Origin of the sequence: Mycolicibacterium confluentis (genome assembly GCF_010729895.1) — a bacterium.
GTDB lineage: Bacteria > Actinomycetota > Actinomycetes > Mycobacteriales > Mycobacteriaceae > Mycobacterium > Mycobacterium confluentis.
The window spans coordinates 5,648,726-5,664,084 of the sequence record NZ_AP022612.1 but is presented as its reverse complement, the minus strand read 5'-3'; the positions used below and the strand labels follow the sequence as shown (position 1 = coordinate 5,664,084).

At 68.5% G+C, this 15,359-nt stretch carries 11 protein-coding genes; 5 read left to right on the top strand and 6 right to left on the bottom strand.

Features of this window, described 5'->3' with window-relative positions:
• Positions 1-11 precede the first annotated feature (11 nt).
• From G6N34_RS26535 to G6N34_RS26515, 5 genes are all read right to left on the bottom strand, one after another.
• Complete coding sequence (locus G6N34_RS26535) at positions 12-1,910, bottom strand: glycosyltransferase family 39 protein (RefSeq protein WP_085154248.1); 1,899 nt, start codon at positions 1,908-1,910, stop codon at positions 12-14.
• Complete coding sequence (locus G6N34_RS26530; RefSeq protein WP_085154246.1) at positions 1,907-3,169, bottom strand: bifunctional glycosyltransferase family 2/GtrA family protein; 1,263 nt, start codon at positions 3,167-3,169, stop codon at positions 1,907-1,909. Before G6N34_RS26530 ends, G6N34_RS26535 begins: the two co-directional genes overlap by 4 nt.
• A gap of 62 nt (positions 3,170-3,231) precedes the next feature.
• On the bottom strand, positions 3,232-5,058 hold the full coding sequence (locus G6N34_RS26525; protein WP_085154244.1) for a glycosyltransferase family 39 protein: 1,827 nt from the start codon (positions 5,056-5,058) through the stop codon (positions 3,232-3,234).
• Between the two features lie 44 nt (positions 5,059-5,102).
• On the bottom strand, positions 5,103-6,626 hold the full coding sequence (locus G6N34_RS26520) for a sensor histidine kinase (protein ID WP_085154242.1): 1,524 nt from the start codon (positions 6,624-6,626) through the stop codon (positions 5,103-5,105).
• Positions 6,604-7,308, bottom strand: coding sequence for a response regulator transcription factor (locus tag G6N34_RS26515; protein ID WP_085154497.1), 705 nt, complete (start codon positions 7,306-7,308; stop codon positions 6,604-6,606). The genes G6N34_RS26520 and G6N34_RS26515 overlap by 23 nt, the downstream gene beginning before the upstream one ends.
• A 162-nt stretch (positions 7,309-7,470) precedes the next feature.
• Here G6N34_RS26515 and G6N34_RS26510 point away from each other — a divergent pair, with 162 nt between their 5' ends.
• Genes G6N34_RS26510 through G6N34_RS26490 form a run of 5 tightly spaced genes read left to right on the top strand, consistent with a single transcriptional unit; the run spans position 7,471 to position 11,415 of the window.
• Positions 7,471-7,962: a hypothetical protein gene (locus G6N34_RS26510; protein ID WP_085154240.1), complete on the top strand. Its 492-nt coding sequence runs from the start codon at positions 7,471-7,473 to the stop codon at positions 7,960-7,962.
• 22 nt (positions 7,963-7,984) lie between these two features.
• Positions 7,985-8,410 carry a DUF1622 domain-containing protein gene (locus G6N34_RS26505; RefSeq protein ID WP_085154238.1) on the top strand — a complete coding sequence of 142 codons (426 nt, stop codon included), beginning with the start codon at positions 7,985-7,987 and terminating at the stop codon, positions 8,408-8,410.
• Between the two features lie 41 nt (positions 8,411-8,451).
• Positions 8,452-9,447, top strand: a complete 996-nt coding sequence (locus G6N34_RS26500) for a phosphotransferase family protein (RefSeq protein WP_085154495.1) — start codon at positions 8,452-8,454, stop codon at positions 9,445-9,447.
• Positions 9,444-10,622, top strand: a complete 1,179-nt coding sequence (locus tag G6N34_RS26495; RefSeq protein WP_085154236.1) for an acyl-CoA dehydrogenase family protein — start codon at positions 9,444-9,446, stop codon at positions 10,620-10,622. The genes G6N34_RS26500 and G6N34_RS26495 overlap by 4 nt, the downstream gene beginning before the upstream one ends.
• Positions 10,623-10,653: 31 nt before the next feature.
• Positions 10,654-11,415: an SDR family NAD(P)-dependent oxidoreductase gene (locus tag G6N34_RS26490; protein WP_085154234.1), complete on the top strand. Its 762-nt coding sequence runs from the start codon at positions 10,654-10,656 to the stop codon at positions 11,413-11,415.
• Between the two features lie 139 nt (positions 11,416-11,554).
• On the opposite strand, the gene G6N34_RS28360 is transcribed toward G6N34_RS26490, so the two are convergent.
• On the bottom strand, positions 11,555-14,665 hold the full coding sequence (locus G6N34_RS28360; protein ID WP_109788596.1) for a hypothetical protein: 3,111 nt from the start codon (positions 14,663-14,665) through the stop codon (positions 11,555-11,557).
• Positions 14,666-15,359: the final 694 nt, after the last annotated feature.

Here is a 15,359-nt window from a genome sequence, read left to right as displayed (position 1 = left end):
GCGGTGCGTCCTCAGTTCTGCAGGTCGTAGACCGTCATTCCGTCGACCTTCTCAAACGGGAAGGCGGCCTGCACCCACTCACTGATCTCGGCGCCGGAACCGTCGCCACCCATTGCGCCGGGCGGTCCGGGTCGGCCGGCGTCGGTGATGAAGTAGCGCACCTGTCCGTCGGCGACGTACTGCTGGAACTGCTCCAGCGTCGGCGAGTTGTCGCCGCCGTTGAATCCACCGATCGCCATGATCGACGTCTGCGTCTTGAGCATCAGGTCACCGGCCAGGTGCGAGCCGACGGTCGCGGCGGCCCAACGGTTGTCGGTGTCCTTCAGCATGGCCTGCACGGCGTCCGATGCTCGCTCCGGCCCACCGGGTCCGCTGGGCCCACCGGGTCCGCCGGGGCCGCCAGGGAAGCCCTTGCCGCCGCGGTCGGGTCCCGAGGTCGGGATGGCGCCACCATGGCTGTCCAGCACGGTCTCGACGGTGTAGGCCGCGGTTCCGGCGAGGCCGAACAGCAGGCCCGCAGCGGCGACCGCGGCGGTGTACGAGCCCAGGGCATGAGCACCGGCCATCAGGATCGCGGCGACCGCAATCGCCCCGACAAGCACGGTCCACCGCAGCCACGGCTGCCAGTCGGGCGTGCGGTCCAGCAGCACAAAGCTCCATACTCCCGTCACCGCGAGCATGCCGCCCAGCACGATCCGGCTCGAACGGAACTGCCTGCCGCGCCACAACTCTCGGGTTGCGATGGCGACCACCGCGGCGACCCCGGGCGCCAGCGCGATGGTGTAGTAGGGGTGCATGATCCCCTTCATCGAGCTGAACACCACGGTCGTGCTGACCAGCCATCCGCCCCACAGCAGCAGGGCCGCACGGGTCAGGTCGGTACGGGGCGCGCGGCGGGTGAACCACAGTCCCGCAACCAGGCCGATCAGCGCCGCGGGCAGCAGCCAGGAGATCTCGGTGCCCATCGATTCACCGAACATGCGCAGCACACCGGGGTTTCCGCCGAACATGGCACCGCCCGGGCCACCACCGCCACCGGGACCGTCTCCGCTCCCGTGGGTCGGGTTGCCGTCACCGCCGAGCACGCGCCCGAGTCCGTTGTAGCCCAGCGTGAGCTGCAGGAGGCTGTTGTCGGTCGACCCTCCGATGTAGGGCCGGGAGTCCGCGGGCCACAGGCTGACCAGCGCGACGAACCATCCGCCGGAGGCGATCATGGCGACCAGACCGACGAGCAGATCACGCAGGCGCGCCCAGACGCTGCCCGGCACGGCCACCAGAACCACCAGCGCCAGCGCGGGCACCACCAGGAAGGCCTGCAGGAGTTTGGCCAGGAAGGCGAATCCCAGTGCGACACCGGCGCACGCCACCCACCGCGTGGGGTGCCCGCCGAGCGCGCGCACGATGCAGTAGCCCGCGGCCACCAGCAGCAGCACCAGCAGCGCGTCGGGGTTGTTGAACCGGAACATCAACGCCGCGACCGGCGTCAGCGCGAGAACGGTACCGGCGAGCAACCCGGCCGCAGCCCCGTTGGTGCGGCGCACCGCCGCGTAGATCAGTGCGACCGCGGCGACTCCCATGAGCGCCTGGGGGACCAGCATGCTCCATGAGTTGAACCCGAACAGTCGGCCCGACAACCCCATGACCCACATCGCGGCGGGCGGTTTGTCGACGGTGATCGCGTTGCCCGCGTCCAGCGAACCGAACAGCCACGCCTTCCCACTCTGGGTGCCGGCCTGCACCGCGGCGGCGTAGAACTCGTTGGCCCAGCCCATCGCGCCGAGCGCCCACAGGTAGAGCACCGCGGTGCCCGCGAGGAGCGCCGCCAGCGCCTTCCGTTCCCACTTCGGGCGCACCGCGGCGCCCACGGGTGCGTCGGTGGACTCGGTGACCAGCTCCTGCACGACGGTCATCGTGTCAGGCCTTGGCTGTTGCGTCGGGGGTGGAACACCCAGCCCCGCAGAAGGACGAAGCGGACGACGGTGGCCAGCAGGTTCGCACCCACGAGCACCACGAGTTCCACCGCCCGGGCGGGTTCACTCATCGTGTGCAGCAGGGCCAGCGATCCGCTGGTCAGCGCCAGGCCGATGCCGAACACCACCAGACCTTCGATCTGGTGGCGCGCCACACCGGCACGCCCCCGCATGCCGAACGTGAACCGTCGGTTGGCGGCCGTGTTGGCGATCGCGGTGGCCAGCAGGGCCACCAGGTTGGCGCCCTGTGGGCCCAGCCCGGATCGCAGCGCCATGAACAGCAGGAGGTAGGCGATGGTGCTGCAGATTCCGACCGTGGCGAAGAAGACGCCCTGGCGCAGCAGTGATCTCGGCGCGGCCTTGGCAGAGCCGGTGAACTGCGCCGCGATGGCCGCCACCGGAATCTCGCCGGACGTGAATCCCTTCAACAGCCGGGCCACTCCCTTGAGATCGGCGACCGCGGTCGCGACGATGTCCACGCGGCTGTCCGGGTCGTCGACCCAATCCACGGGGACCTCGTGAATCCGCAGTCCGCAGCGCTGCGCGAGCACCAGGAGTTCGGTGTCGAAGAACCAGCCGGTGTCCTCGACGTGCGGCAGGAGCGCCGCGGCGGCGTCGGCACGCAGGGCCTTGAAGCCGCACTGCGCGTCCGAGAAGCGCGCGGCCAGCGTGGACCGCAGGATGAGGTTGTAACAGCGCGAGATGATTTCGCGCTTGGGGCCGCGGACCACTCGCGAACCTCGGGACAGTCGGGACCCGATCGCGACGTCGGAGTGTCCGGTGATCAAGGGTGCGACCAAGGGCAGCAGCGCCGCCAGGTCCGTCGAGAGGTCGACGTCCATGTAGGCCAGCACAGGTGCGTCGGACGCCGACCAGACCGCGTGCAGGGCCCGACCGCGGCCCTTCTGCTCGAGGCGGCGCACCCGCACGTCGCTGAGTTCCTCGGCCAACTGCGCCGCGATCTGCGGTGTGGCGTCGACGCTCGCGTTGTCGGCGATCGTGATCCGGAACGTGAAGGGGAACTGTTCGGTCAGGTAACGGTGCAGGCGGTGCACCGAATCGGCCAACGCCGCCTGCTCGTTGTAGACCGGCACCACGACGTCGAGCACGGGCACGCCCCGCTCTGCAGCGATCCGGGCCGCGTTGGGCCTGGCCGCAGACGGCGCGAGATCTGCTGCGTGCTCAAGTGCGATGGTCATGAATCCATCGTCGGACGTGGGCGTGGGGCCACGGTGGGCAGTGGCTATGTGCTTCCTGTGAATCATGCGCCGAGGTCGTAGAGGGTGGTTCCATCGATGACCTGGAAGGGGAACGTCGCCTCGACCCACTCGGTGATGCGCTCCGCGGCGTCACTGCCGCCGTGATCTGTTCGTCCGGGGCCTGGCATGGATGCCGCGATGAAGTAATGGATACGACCACTGCGGGCGTAGTCCTGGAACTGTTCGAGGGTGGGCGCGGGGTCGGTCCCGTTGAATCCGCCGACGGCCATCACCGGCGCGCCGGTGGCCAACTGGTGGCCCGCCGCGTTGTTGGAGCCCACCACCGCGGCCGCCCAGGTGTAGTCGCCGGCGTCGGCCGCGATTGTGGCGGCCAGTTGTGCGCTGGGCCGGGAGATGTCGAGGAATCCTGGGGGCCCGCCGAATCCTCCCGAGGGTCCGGCGGACGGGACGGCACCGGTGTGCGGGGTCGCGGCCGTTGCCACGGTGTAGGCGAACGGGCCCACCAGGCAGGCCACCAGCGCGGCGGCACCGACCGCGACAGCGGACCGCGGCGTCAACCGGGCGACCACCACCAACAGCAGCGCGGTCGTCAGTCCGACCATCAGAACGGTCCATTGCAGCCACGGAAGCCAGGACGGATGCCGCTGCAGCAGAATGAAACTCACCAGCGTCGTGGTCGCCGTCAGACCGGCGAGCGTGGTGGCGCAGCGTGGATCGGTGCGACGGTCCCACACCAGCGGGACGCCAATGCCGATGCAGGCGGCGACCGCGGGCGCGAGCGCCACGGTGTAGTACGGGTGCACGATGCCGTTCATCCAGCTGAACACCACCGCGGTGGTCAGCAGCCAGCCACCCCACAGCAGCAGCCCAATTCGGGTGGGGTCGGTGCGCGGCCTGCGCCAAACGATGGCCAGTCCCGCGACCAGCGCGATCACGGCGGCCGGAAGCAGCCACCCGATCGGGCCACCCATCTCCCCGCCGAGCAGCCTGCCCCACCCCACATCGTGGTTGAGGTTGCCGAGGCCGCCGACCTCCTCGCCGGTCAACCGGCCGACGCCGTTGTAGCCGAGGGCCAGTTCGACGATCGAATTGTTCTGTGAGCCACCGATGTACGGCCTGGCATGGGATGGCCACACCTCCACCAGCAGCAGATACCAGCCCGCGCTGGCCACCAGGCCCGCGGCGCCACCGCACAGTCGCAGCAGGCGAGAGCGCCACGGCATGTCCGCGCACACCAGGAACACCACCGCGAGCACAGGCAACACCAGGACGGCCTGCAGCATCTTGGCCAGGAATCCGACGCCGATCGCCGTGCCCGCCAACACCATCCACCACCTCGAACTGTCCCGTTCGACGGCACGCTGCACGCAGTGAGTCGCGACCACCAGCATCAGCACCAGCAGGGCGTCGGGGTTGTTGAAGCGGAATATCAACGCGGCCACCGGCGTCAGCGCCAGCACGGTCCCGGCCAACATGGCCGCACGGGGGCCCGCAGCGCGGCGCACCGCGGCGTACAGCATCGCGACCGCAGCGACTCCCATGAGCGCCTGAGGAACCAGCATGCTCCACGCGTTGAAACCGAAGAGCCGCACCGAGATTCCCATCACCCACAGCGCGCCCGGCGTCTTGTCGACGGTGATGGCGTTGGCCGCATCGCTCGACCCGAACACCCATGCGGTCCAACTCTGCGAACCGGCCTGCACGGCCGCGGCGTAGAAACCGTTGGCCCACCCGCTGGCACCGAGGTCCCACAGGTACGCCCATGCCGTGGCCGCCAGCAGCGCGACCACCGCGACGGCCTCGCGACGGGAACCGCGCACCGGGGTCGGAGCCGACGTCGCGGTCGACCTGGGCGCAGTGATCGTCACCTTTGCAGGTTGACGCACCAAGCTCGCCGCGTGCTTGGTGCCGGCTATGCGTCGGCTGTGAGGGGCAGGCGAAGCGTGAACACGGTGTCCCCGGGCCTGCTGTCCACCGTGATCTGCCCGTGGTGGGCCTTCACGACGGCCCACACGATCGCCAAGCCCAACCCGGTGCTGCCTCCGTTGCGGGAGCGCGACGAGTCACCGCGGGCGAAGCGTTCGAAGACCTCCGACTGCAGTTGTGCCGGAATGCCCGGCCCGTCGTCGCTCACCCGAATCTCCGCGTGACCGTCGGCCGAGGCGCGCAACGACACCGCGACGGTCGTGCCGGCCGGGGTGTGGACGCGGGCGTTCGCCAGCAGATTCGCCATCACCTGGTGCAGTCGGGCGCGGTCGCCGATCACCACCACCGGATCGTCGGGCAGGTCCAGGTTCCACTCGTGGTCACGTCCGGCGATGTGGGCATCGGCCACGGTGTCGACCGCCAACTGCGACAGATCGACCTCCTCGCGGTCCAATGGCCGGCCCGAGTCCAGCCGGGCCAGCAGCAGGAGGTCCTCGACCAGATTGGTCATCCGCTCGGCCTCGGACGCCACGCGTCCCATGGCGTGGGCGACCTCGTCGGGCACCTCATCCCGGTGACGTTGCGCCAGTTCGGTGTAGCCGCGGATCGCGGTCAGCGGCGTGCGCAGTTCATGGCTGGCGTCGGCGACGAACTGCCGCACCCGGGTCTCGCTGGCCTGGCGCGTCGACAACGCGGTCGAGATGTGGTCGAGCATCCGGTTGAGCGCCGACCCCATCTGCCCCACCTCGGTGTTGGGGTTGGCGTCGGATTCGGGCACGCGGACCGGCAGTTCGACCTCGCCACGGTCCAGCGGCAGGTTGGCCACTCGGCGCGCTGTCGCCGCGACGCGAGTGAGCGGTGCCAGCGAGCGTCGCGTGATGACGACACCCAGGATGGTCGCCGCCACCAGCGCCGTCCCGGCCACCACGACCATGATCAGCAGAACCCGCAGCATGGTCTCGTTGACGTCGGCCATCGGCAGCCCCGTGACGACGATGTCGCCATTGCGACTGTGCGCCGCGACCAGTCGATAGCCGCCCAACCCGTCCACGTCGACCGTGATCGGTGGCCGTCGCGGCGTCACGTCGAGCAGTTGCCCGATGGCGGTCTCGGTGAGCCCCTCACGTTGACCATCCCTGGTCAGCACGCCGGCCTCCACCCCGCGGAAGTTCTCCACGACGGCGATCAGTCCGACCGGTTGGCCCGGCGCGTCGAGGAAATCCGGTCCGGGTCCGGGCATCCTGATCGGACGCAGGTCACCGGGCCGTGTGCGTGGCGGCGGCAGGCTGGCCATCAACGCCGAACGGTGCGACGCGTCGGTCAGGTTCTGGTCCAGTTGGGCGATCAGGTACTGCCGCAGCGCCAGTTCAGTGGCACCGCCCATTCCGATGCAGACCAGCGCCAGGAGCAGCACCTGGCCGATCACAAGTCGGGACTGCAGCGACCACGCGCCTGGCGTGCGCCAGCGCGGCGCATCCCGGTGTGGCTCAGACCCCGGGCTTGAGGACATATCCCGCCCCGCGCAGCGTGTGGATCATCGGCGGCCTGCCGTTGTCGATCTTCTTACGCAGGTAGGAGATGTACAGCTCGACGATGTTGGACCGGCCGCCGAAGTCATAGCTCCACACCCGGTCCAGGATCTGCGCCTTGGACAGCACCCGCTTGGAGTTGCGCATCATGAAGCGCAGCAGTTCGAACTCCGTCGACGTCAGCGTGATCGGGTCGCCGCCGCGAGTCACCTCGTGGCTGTCCTCGTCGAGGACGAGGTCGCCGACCACGATCTGCGCGCCGCTGTCCTCGGTCGTCACACCGGTGCGGCGCAGCAGGGCGCGCAGGCGCAGCACGACTTCCTCGATGCTGAACGGTTTGGTGACGTAGTCGTCGCCGCCCGCAGTCAGTCCCGCGATTCGGTCCTCGACCGCGTCCTTCGCGGTCAGCAGCAGCACGGCCAGGCCGGGGTTCTGTTCACGCAGGCGACGCAGCACGTCGAGGCCGCTCATGTCCGGCAGCATGACGTCGAGCACCACGACGTCGGGTCGGGCAGTGCGGGCGGCGCTGATGGCGCTGGCCCCGTCATTCGCGGTGGTGATGTCCCAGCCCTCGTAGCGAAGTGCCATGGAGACCATCTCGGCGAGGACGGTCTCGTCGTCGACGACGAGCACGCTGATCGGACTGCCGTCGGCTCGCCGCATCACGACGCGTTCGGGCGCTGGCGATGTCATATGTCCCAGTATTCACATCTGTTTGGGCCGATTCTGTGCCGAACCTATGACTGGGCTGTGAGCCCGACGCGACTCACGTGGCGCTGATCACCCACACAGCCCGGGCACAGCTTCGTCGTCGACCGTGGTGGCATGAACGCAGGACAGGTCTGGGGTGAGCCGTCGGCGCACTGGTCGACCAACAGGACACTGGGTGCCGTCGGGATCGCCGTGGCGCTCGCCGCTGCCGGGGCCGCGGTCATCTACGCGGCCAACACAGGAGGCGCCGCCGCCGGTCCCGGCTTCGGCCCGCCTGGCGGTCCCCCGGGCGCTGGTCCGGGCTTCGGGGGTCCCGGTGGCCCCGGAAGCCGTGACGCGGACCTTCCCACGGCGTTGCACGGCCAGTTCGTGGTCTCCGACGGAAAGGGGACGTTCACGACGCAGCTGACGCAGACCGGCACCGTCACCGACATCTCCGACACCTCGATCACCGCGCGCAGCGAGGACGGCTTCACCCAGACCTACGTCATCAACACCGAGACGCGGCAGTCCCGCGATGGTGTGCGCACCGGGCAGACCGCGACCATTCGCGCCGTCACACAGAACGGCAGCAACACCGCGACGGCAATCTCCGCGCAGCGCTGACCGGGCCGATAGCCTGCCTGACATGGGCTTCACCGAGACCATCGAGACGGTCGGCAAGGTTATCGACGCCATCGGCGTCGGAGCCATCGCCCTGGGCGGCCTGCTGGCCGCGGGCATGGCCATCGGGCGGCTGCTGCGCCGGAACCCGAACACCTATCGGTTGTTTCGCGGGCAGCTTGGTCGCGCCATCCTGCTGGGCCTCGAGCTTCTGGTCGCCGCGGACATCATCCGCACCGTGGCCATCACCCCCACCCTGGAGAGTGTCGGGGTGCTCGCCGGCATCGTCTTGATCCGAACCTTCCTGAGCTGGTCCCTGGAGTTGGAGATCACTGGTCGCTGGCCCTGGCAGAAGGAAGCGGTGAGTCCAGGCACCTCCGCACCCGCTGGGCCTGCGGGTCCCGCCCCTGAACCGCCCGCCTCGGACATGGCCCAACCAACCATCCGGTAGGTTTACCCGGCGTGGACGACCTCGCGAAGATCGCCGACTGGATGTCGGACCGAGGCCTGGGTGACGGGCCTCTGGAAAACGTCACCGAGATCACCGGCGGCACCCAGAACATCATGCTGCGGTTCGAGCGGTCGGGACGGCCCTACGTCTTCCGCCGTGGCCCGCAGCACCTGCGGCCCATCAGCAACAAGGTCATCCTGCGGGAGACCACAGTGCTCACGGCACTGGGCGACACCGACGTCCCGCACCCGCGACTGATCGCGGCCTGCGAGGACACCTCGGTGCTCGGCGACGCCGTCTTCTATCTGATGGAACCCATCGACGGGTTCAACGCGGGCGCCGCACTGCCCGAACTGCACGCCTCCGATGCGGGCATCCGGTTCCAGATGGGCCTGTCGATGGCCGACGCGCTGGCCCGATTGGGCGCCGTCGACCACGTCGCCGTCGGGCTGTCCAACTACGGCAAGCCCGAGGGATTCCTGGAACGCCAGGTGCCGCGCTGGCTTTCGGAGCTTGAGTCCTACTCGGCCATCGAGAACTACGCGGGCCCGGAGATCGGCGACGTCGACGGGGTGGCCCGCTGGCTGCAGGAGCGCCTGCCCACCGACTGGAAGCCCGGCATCATGCACGGCGACTACCACGCGGCCAACGTGATGTTCTCCCACACCGGACCCGAGGTGGTGGCGATCGTCGACTGGGAGATGTCGACCATCGGCGACCCCCTTCTGGACCTCGGCTGGTTGGTGGCGACGTGGCACGACGGCTCAGGCGACGTGCTCAACCACGCGCTGAGCCAGGCCGGTGGGCTGTGCACGCCAGGCGACATGATCGAGCGCTACGCGCAGAACACCACGCGCGACCTGAGCAGCATCAACTGGTACGGCGTCATGGCCTGCTTCAAGCTCGGGATCATCCTGGAGGGCACCCACGCGCGCGCCGGCGCCGGACTGGCCCCCAAGGAGGTCGGTGACCTCCTACACGCGGCGACCCTGCTGCTTTTCGAACGAGCCCAACGACTCATGGACGGTGAACAGTGATCGACTTCGAGATTCCTGCCGAGACGGCCGCACTCCGCGACCAGATCCGCGCCTTCGTCAACGACAAGATCGTCCCGTACGAGACCGATCCGCGCCTGACGCGGCACGGCCCGACCGAGGAGATGCGCACCGAGATGGTCGAACTGGCCCGCGAGGCCGGTCTGCTGACCTTCCAGGCTCCCGCGCGCTTCGGCGGCCGGGAACCGTCACACGTCGACCAGGCCGTGCTGTTCGAGGCCGCGGGCTGGTCCACGCTGGGGCCCGTCGCACTCAACTGCGCGGCCCCCGACGAGGGCAACATGTTCCTGCTCGGCAAGATCGCCAATGAGCAGCAGGTGGAGGAGTTCCTCGTGCCCGTGATCGAGGGACGGCAGCGTTCGGTGTTCGCGATGACCGAACCCGACGGTGCGGGCTCCGACCCCAACCAGTTGAAGACCGAGGCCGTGTTCGACGGCAGCGACTACGTCATCAACGGCCGCAAGTGGCTCATCACCGGCGCCAACGGTGCGCGCACCTGGATCATCATGGCCCGCGTCGCGCCCAACGAGCACGGCCCGGACGGCCCGACCCTGTTCCTCTGTGACGGGGACACCCCGGGCATTGAGATCGAGCGCGTCATGAACACCATGGACCGCAATTACGTTGAGGGCCACGGTGTTGTGGTGTTCAACGACCTGCGCCTGCCGGCCTCGGCCGTGCTGGGCGAGGTGGGTCAGGCGCTGCGCTACGCCCAGCTTCGGCTGGCCCCGGCCCGACTGACGCACTGCATGCGCTGGCTCGGTGCGGCATCGCGCGCGCAGGCAATCGCGATCGAACATGCCCGCACCCGAACAGGTTTCGGCAAACCGCTGGCCGAGCATCAGGGTGTCGGCTTCATGATCGCCGACAACGAGATCGCCCTACAGCAGTGCCGCCTGGCGATCTGGTGGGCGTGCTGGACGCTGGACTCCGGCGCCAAGGGCCGTCACGAGAGTTCGATGGTCAAGGCCATGGTCTCCGAGGAACTGTTCAAGGTCGCCGACCGCTGCGTGCAGATCCTCGGCGGCATGGGCATCTCCGACGAGACGCCGGTCGCCATGATCTTCTCCGACATGCGGGCCTTCCGGCTTTACGACGGCCCGACTGAAGTGCACAAATACGCCATCTCCCGCCAAGTGTTGAGGAATCCCCGATGAGCCGAGTCCCCAAGTAGGAGCGAGGAAACCGATGACTGTTCTCGATTTGTTCAAGCTCGACGGCAAGGTCGTCATCGTCACCGGGGCCTCCTCCGGTCTCGGTGTCTCCTTCGCCCAGGCCTTCGCCGAAGCCGGCGCCGACGTCGTGCTCGGTGCGCGCCGCGTCGAAAAGATGGCCAGCACAGCGGCTCTCGTGGAGGAAGCCGGCCGGCAGGCGCTGACCGTGCAGACCGACGTCGCCGACCCCGCGCAGTGCCAGGGGTTGGTCGACGCCGCGGTGGCGAAGTTCGGCCGGGTCGACGTGCTGATCAACAACGCCGGTGTGGGCACCGCGGTGCCGGCCACCCGGGAGACGCCCGACGAGTTCCGCAAGGTCGTCGACGTCAACCTCAACGGCTCGTACTGGATGGCGCAGGCCTGTGGGCGGGTGATGGAACCCGGCAGCTCGATCATCAACATCGCCAGCATTCTGGGCATCACCACGGCCCAGCTGCCGCAGGCCGCCTACGCCGCCTCCAAGGCCGGTGTCATCGGCCTGACCCGCGACCTGGCCCAGCAGTGGGGCGGACGTAAGGGGATTCGCGTCAACGCGCTGGCTCCGGGGTTCTTCATGTCGGAGATGACCGACGAATACAAGCCCGGTTACCTGGACTCGCAGATGCCGCGAGTGGTGTTGGGCCGCACCGGCGATCCCGCCGAGTTGGCCGCCACCGCGGTGTGGCTGGCCTCTCCCGCCGGGGGTTACGTGGTGGGCCAGACCATCGCCGTCGATGGTGGTATCACCATCACCTGAGTTGTCGTTCAGACCGCACTGAGGGCGCCGTGCCTTCGGATTTCCCGCCCTCAGTGCGGTCTCAACGCTTCGACAGACAGAACCGCGGCCCGGTCTTTCGACCGGGCCGCAGTCTTGTATTGCGTTTCCTCGTAGGCCGTTACGGGATGGCGGGGTTATCGGCGCCGTCGGTGCCGTGCATCACGACGCCGTCCTTCGGGTTGGCGGCGGTCCCGAAGAGTTCGAGGGCCTGTCCATCGCCGCCGGTCTTACCGACCCCAGTGCCGGTGCCGCCGTTACCACTGCTGGCTTCGCCGTTGATCCACTGGCCGTCGACGGCCCCGGTGTTGACGCCGACGACGATGTATCCACCCTTGCCGCCGGTACCGCCGCCGATGCCGTCACCGCCATTGCCACCGACGACGACGTTGTTGGTGGCAACGGAGCCGTCGGCCAGAGCGAAGATCTGGGTCACCGCAGTGCTCGCGTTTCCGCCAGTGCTGCCGTCACCGATCGCGTCACCGCCACTGCCACTGGTGACCGTGCCCGAGGCGACGGCGCCGACTCCGGCGGCCTGGATGGCTGCCTGACTTCCGTTGCCACCCTTGGTGTCGGCTCCGATGGCGTTGCCACCGTTGCCGCCGTAGACCGTGCCCGACGCCGTACCGTGTTGCCCGGCACCAATATTCGAACGTCCCGCGGTGATGTAGCCGAGTACGCCATTGCCGGCGACCGCACCCGCACCGTCAGCGTTACCGCCCACGCCGCCGAATGCCTCGCCGTCCGTCACGGTGCCGTTGTTGAATGCCCAGTACAGCCCACCGCCACCGTTGCCGCCGGTGCCACCGTTGTTGGCGTTGCCACCGACACCGGCAGTGATGACGGAGTTCTCGACTGTCCCGCCATCGGCGGCCTGGACCTCACCACGACCGCCCGTGCCACCCTTGCTGCCTGCACCGTCCGCGTCACCGCCGCTGGCCCCAGTCGCCGTGACATTGGTGACGGTGCCGTCGTCAGCGCTGACTGTCGCGACACCACCGGCGCCACCGACACCGCCGTTGGTGCCAGCGCCACCGGCACCACCCGTGAAGTGGGTGTCCTCGACGACGGCGCCGTTGACCGCGTCGATGGTTGCCTTACCACCTTCGCCACCGACCCCACCGTTGTCGTCGCCGGCCCCGGCATGTCCACCGGTGACCGAACTGTTGGTGATGATGCTGCCCGCACCGTCCGCGGTCAGGATCGCGTCACCACCCTTCGCGGTGTCGCTGGCGTTGCCACCCGTGATCTGGCTGTTGGTGACGGAACCGCCGTTCCTGACGATCACCTGGGCCCCGCCGCCGGCGTGGTGCTCAGAGCGCTGGCCGCTGGTCACCGTGACGTTCTCGACGATGCCGTCGCCCTCGACGATGATTGCGTTCTCAGAACCGGACTCGCCATCGGCGCCGGCGGGGCCGCCGTCGGTGCCGTCGCCGCCCTGCACCAGGGTGTCGACGAGAGTGGTGCCGCTGGCGTCGACGACCGCAGCGCCACCGTCACCGCCGGAGCCTCCGGCGTCGCTCAGCGACCCGGCACCACCGGCACCACCGGCACCGCCCTGGACAATGCTGTTCACACTGTCGGCCACATTGGCGACAGCGCTGCCGCCGCCACCGCCGCCGCCGCCACCACGGCCAGCGGCAGTCGTGGTACCCGCGGCGCCGGCACCGCCCGCACCGCCCGCACCGGCGATCGCCACCGGTCCCGCGGCACTAGCGAACGCCACCGCTCCCTCCGCACCGGCGTTCGGCACAGGTCCTGCGGCATCGCCGCTGCCACCCTGGCCGCCGTCGCCGCCCGCACCGAAGAGGCCGTTCTGCTCGGAGAAGAACAGGATCCAGCCCTGACCGGCTTCGCCGCCGTCGCCACCGGCGCCGCCACGAGCACCGTTGATCACTTCGATGCCACTGCCATCGATACCGGCGTATCCCGCGCCGCCGACACCGCCGACGCCACCGGCGCCACCGGCGCCACCGCGCCCGAAGATTCGGCTGCCGGTACCGCCCTTGCCGCCATTGCCGCCGTTGCCGCCCGCAATGGCATTCGAACCCGCCGAGGCACCAGTTCCTGCGACGCCAGCGCCGCCGTTGCCGCCGGCGCCGCCGTTGCCGAAGATCGACAGGGTGCCGGCGTTGCCGCCGTTACCACCCTGGGATCCCGCGGCGCCCGCGCCACCGATGCCCCCGTGACCGATGAACACACCACCGTGACCGCCGTTGCCACCTGTGCCGTTGTTGTAGCCGACCTGTCCGGCGCCGCCGGCACCGCCGTTGCCGAACCACCCTGCTGAACCGCCGTTGCCGCCGTTGTAGCCGGCGCCGCCGCTTCCCAGGAGCCCGCCGTTGCCACCGTGGCAGACCAGACCGCCGGTGCACGTATCACCGGTCCAGCTGTAGCCGTTGCCGATCAGGATGCCGCCGTTGGGATTCTCCGGCGTCCCGTTGCCGAACAGCTTGAGCGGCCCCACGGGGAGCGAAATCCGCGCCGCCGCAGTGCTCGCAAGAGGCGACGCCGGATCGGATTGGCTCGTTGCGAAGGCGGTCGTCTCCGTTGGCAGGCTGGCGCGGACCGTCTCGATGCGACGGGAGGCGGCCCAGATCGCCTCGAGCAGCGGGTTCGGAGCCTCCGGTGCGCCTCCACCCGAGGCCGAGGAGGTGTAACCGGACGCAGTGACCGCCGCCTCCACCGGGACGAGGGATTGGTCGCCGAGGGGCGCCGTCGATGTCTCGGGACGAGTGATGACCGATGTCGCGGCTGATTCCAGCCGACGCTGGAATCCTGCGGCGGCGCCATCGGCGGAGGGCTTCGCATCGCTCACCCGGGTTGAGTCGCTGTTGCCCGAACCCCGCGGGCCGGTCTGCAACCGAGCGGCGATCTCCTTGGCTCGGTCTTCTGAGCGCTTGGCTCGCTCCTCCAGAGACTTGGCGCGCTTCTCAAGCCCCTTGGTGCGCTGCTCGACGTCCCTGGCGATCGAATCTGCTCGGTCCTTGATCGTGGTTCTGATGCCATTTCGCTTCGGCTCGCTGGCGTCGGCTCCGGCGGGGCCTCCCGGCGGACCCGCACTGATGCTTGCGCCGCCATCCGACGACCCTGTGCCTGAACTCTGCGACGGCTTGTCACTTCCGGTGTCCGACTCTGCCCAGGCGGTTCCTGCCGGGCTCCCGAGTGCAGAACCGATGCCGAGAGCAACAGCCAATACACCAATGCGGCCCACATATTTGGCATGACCCATGTGAAAGATCCCCGATCCCTTGGTATTCCAGTCAGTCCTCAGTTCAAAGCTGCAGGTTGGCCCGCAGCTCAGCTAAGAACGTGCGCAGTTTGTATCACGCAGATCGGGGGCGCCGCTCGTGAAATTTTCCCATGCGACAATAAGTCCCCTTATAGTCGCAATGGCTGGGCTATCGTTAACCTCGCACAACTAAATAATTACGTTTGCAACGATGAGCAACGTATACAGCCTTATCGCCACGCCACGCTGGAGCGATCTCCAATTATGTTGTAAATTCTGAGGATTCGCTTGTCACCGCGTGGATCAGCCGCCGGTTGCCGGGCGCCTCCCCGATGCCAACTGCACCGCATCGTGCAGGTACAGCAAACTCGAACTTGGTCACGTGTTCAACACGCCGGGGTGGTGCGGGCAAATTCTCAACGGCGCGCCACCGGCCAAACTTTTTCTGCAAGATAGTTGATCGATTCCTGATCACAACCTGGGAGTGGGCTGGAAACGCCGTTCTCAGACTCGCCCCTCTGCGCCTCATGACAGCCCGGAGATTGCGCGGCAGCCGCAGTTCGAAACGCTGTTCGTAAGCGTCGCGAACAATCTCGTCGCGGCAGGGCCGGCAAGAGAACTGGGGTGGAGAAACTGGGCCGGCTCTTCCCGGCGCAGTGCTGAAAAGCGGAATCGAATGGCGCAGTCGCACGCA

Excerpts from the sequence above, each read along its gene's own strand:
- G6N34_RS26535 (WP_085154248.1), bottom strand. The coding sequence starts at position 1,910 with ATGACCGTCGTGCAGGAGCTGGTCACCGAGTCCACCGACGCACCCGTG.
- G6N34_RS26530 (WP_085154246.1), bottom strand. The coding sequence starts at position 3,169 with ATGACCATCGCACTTGAGCACGCAGCAGATCTCGCGCCGTCTGCGGCC.
- G6N34_RS26520 (WP_085154242.1), bottom strand. The coding sequence starts at position 6,626 with ATGTCCTCAAGCCCGGGGTCTGAGCCACACCGGGATGCGCCGCGCTGG.
- G6N34_RS26515 (WP_085154497.1), bottom strand. The coding sequence starts at position 7,308 with ATGCGGCGAGCCGACGGCAGTCCGATCAGCGTGCTCGTCGTCGACGAC.
- G6N34_RS26510 (WP_085154240.1), top strand. The coding sequence starts at position 7,471 with ATGAACGCAGGACAGGTCTGGGGTGAGCCGTCGGCGCACTGGTCGACC.
- G6N34_RS26505 (WP_085154238.1), top strand. The coding sequence starts at position 7,985 with ATGGGCTTCACCGAGACCATCGAGACGGTCGGCAAGGTTATCGACGCC.
- G6N34_RS26500 (WP_085154495.1), top strand. The coding sequence starts at position 8,452 with ATGTCGGACCGAGGCCTGGGTGACGGGCCTCTGGAAAACGTCACCGAG.
- G6N34_RS26490 (WP_085154234.1), top strand. The coding sequence starts at position 10,654 with ATGACTGTTCTCGATTTGTTCAAGCTCGACGGCAAGGTCGTCATCGTC.
- G6N34_RS28360 (WP_109788596.1), bottom strand. The coding sequence starts at position 14,665 with ATGGGTCATGCCAAATATGTGGGCCGCATTGGTGTATTGGCTGTTGCT.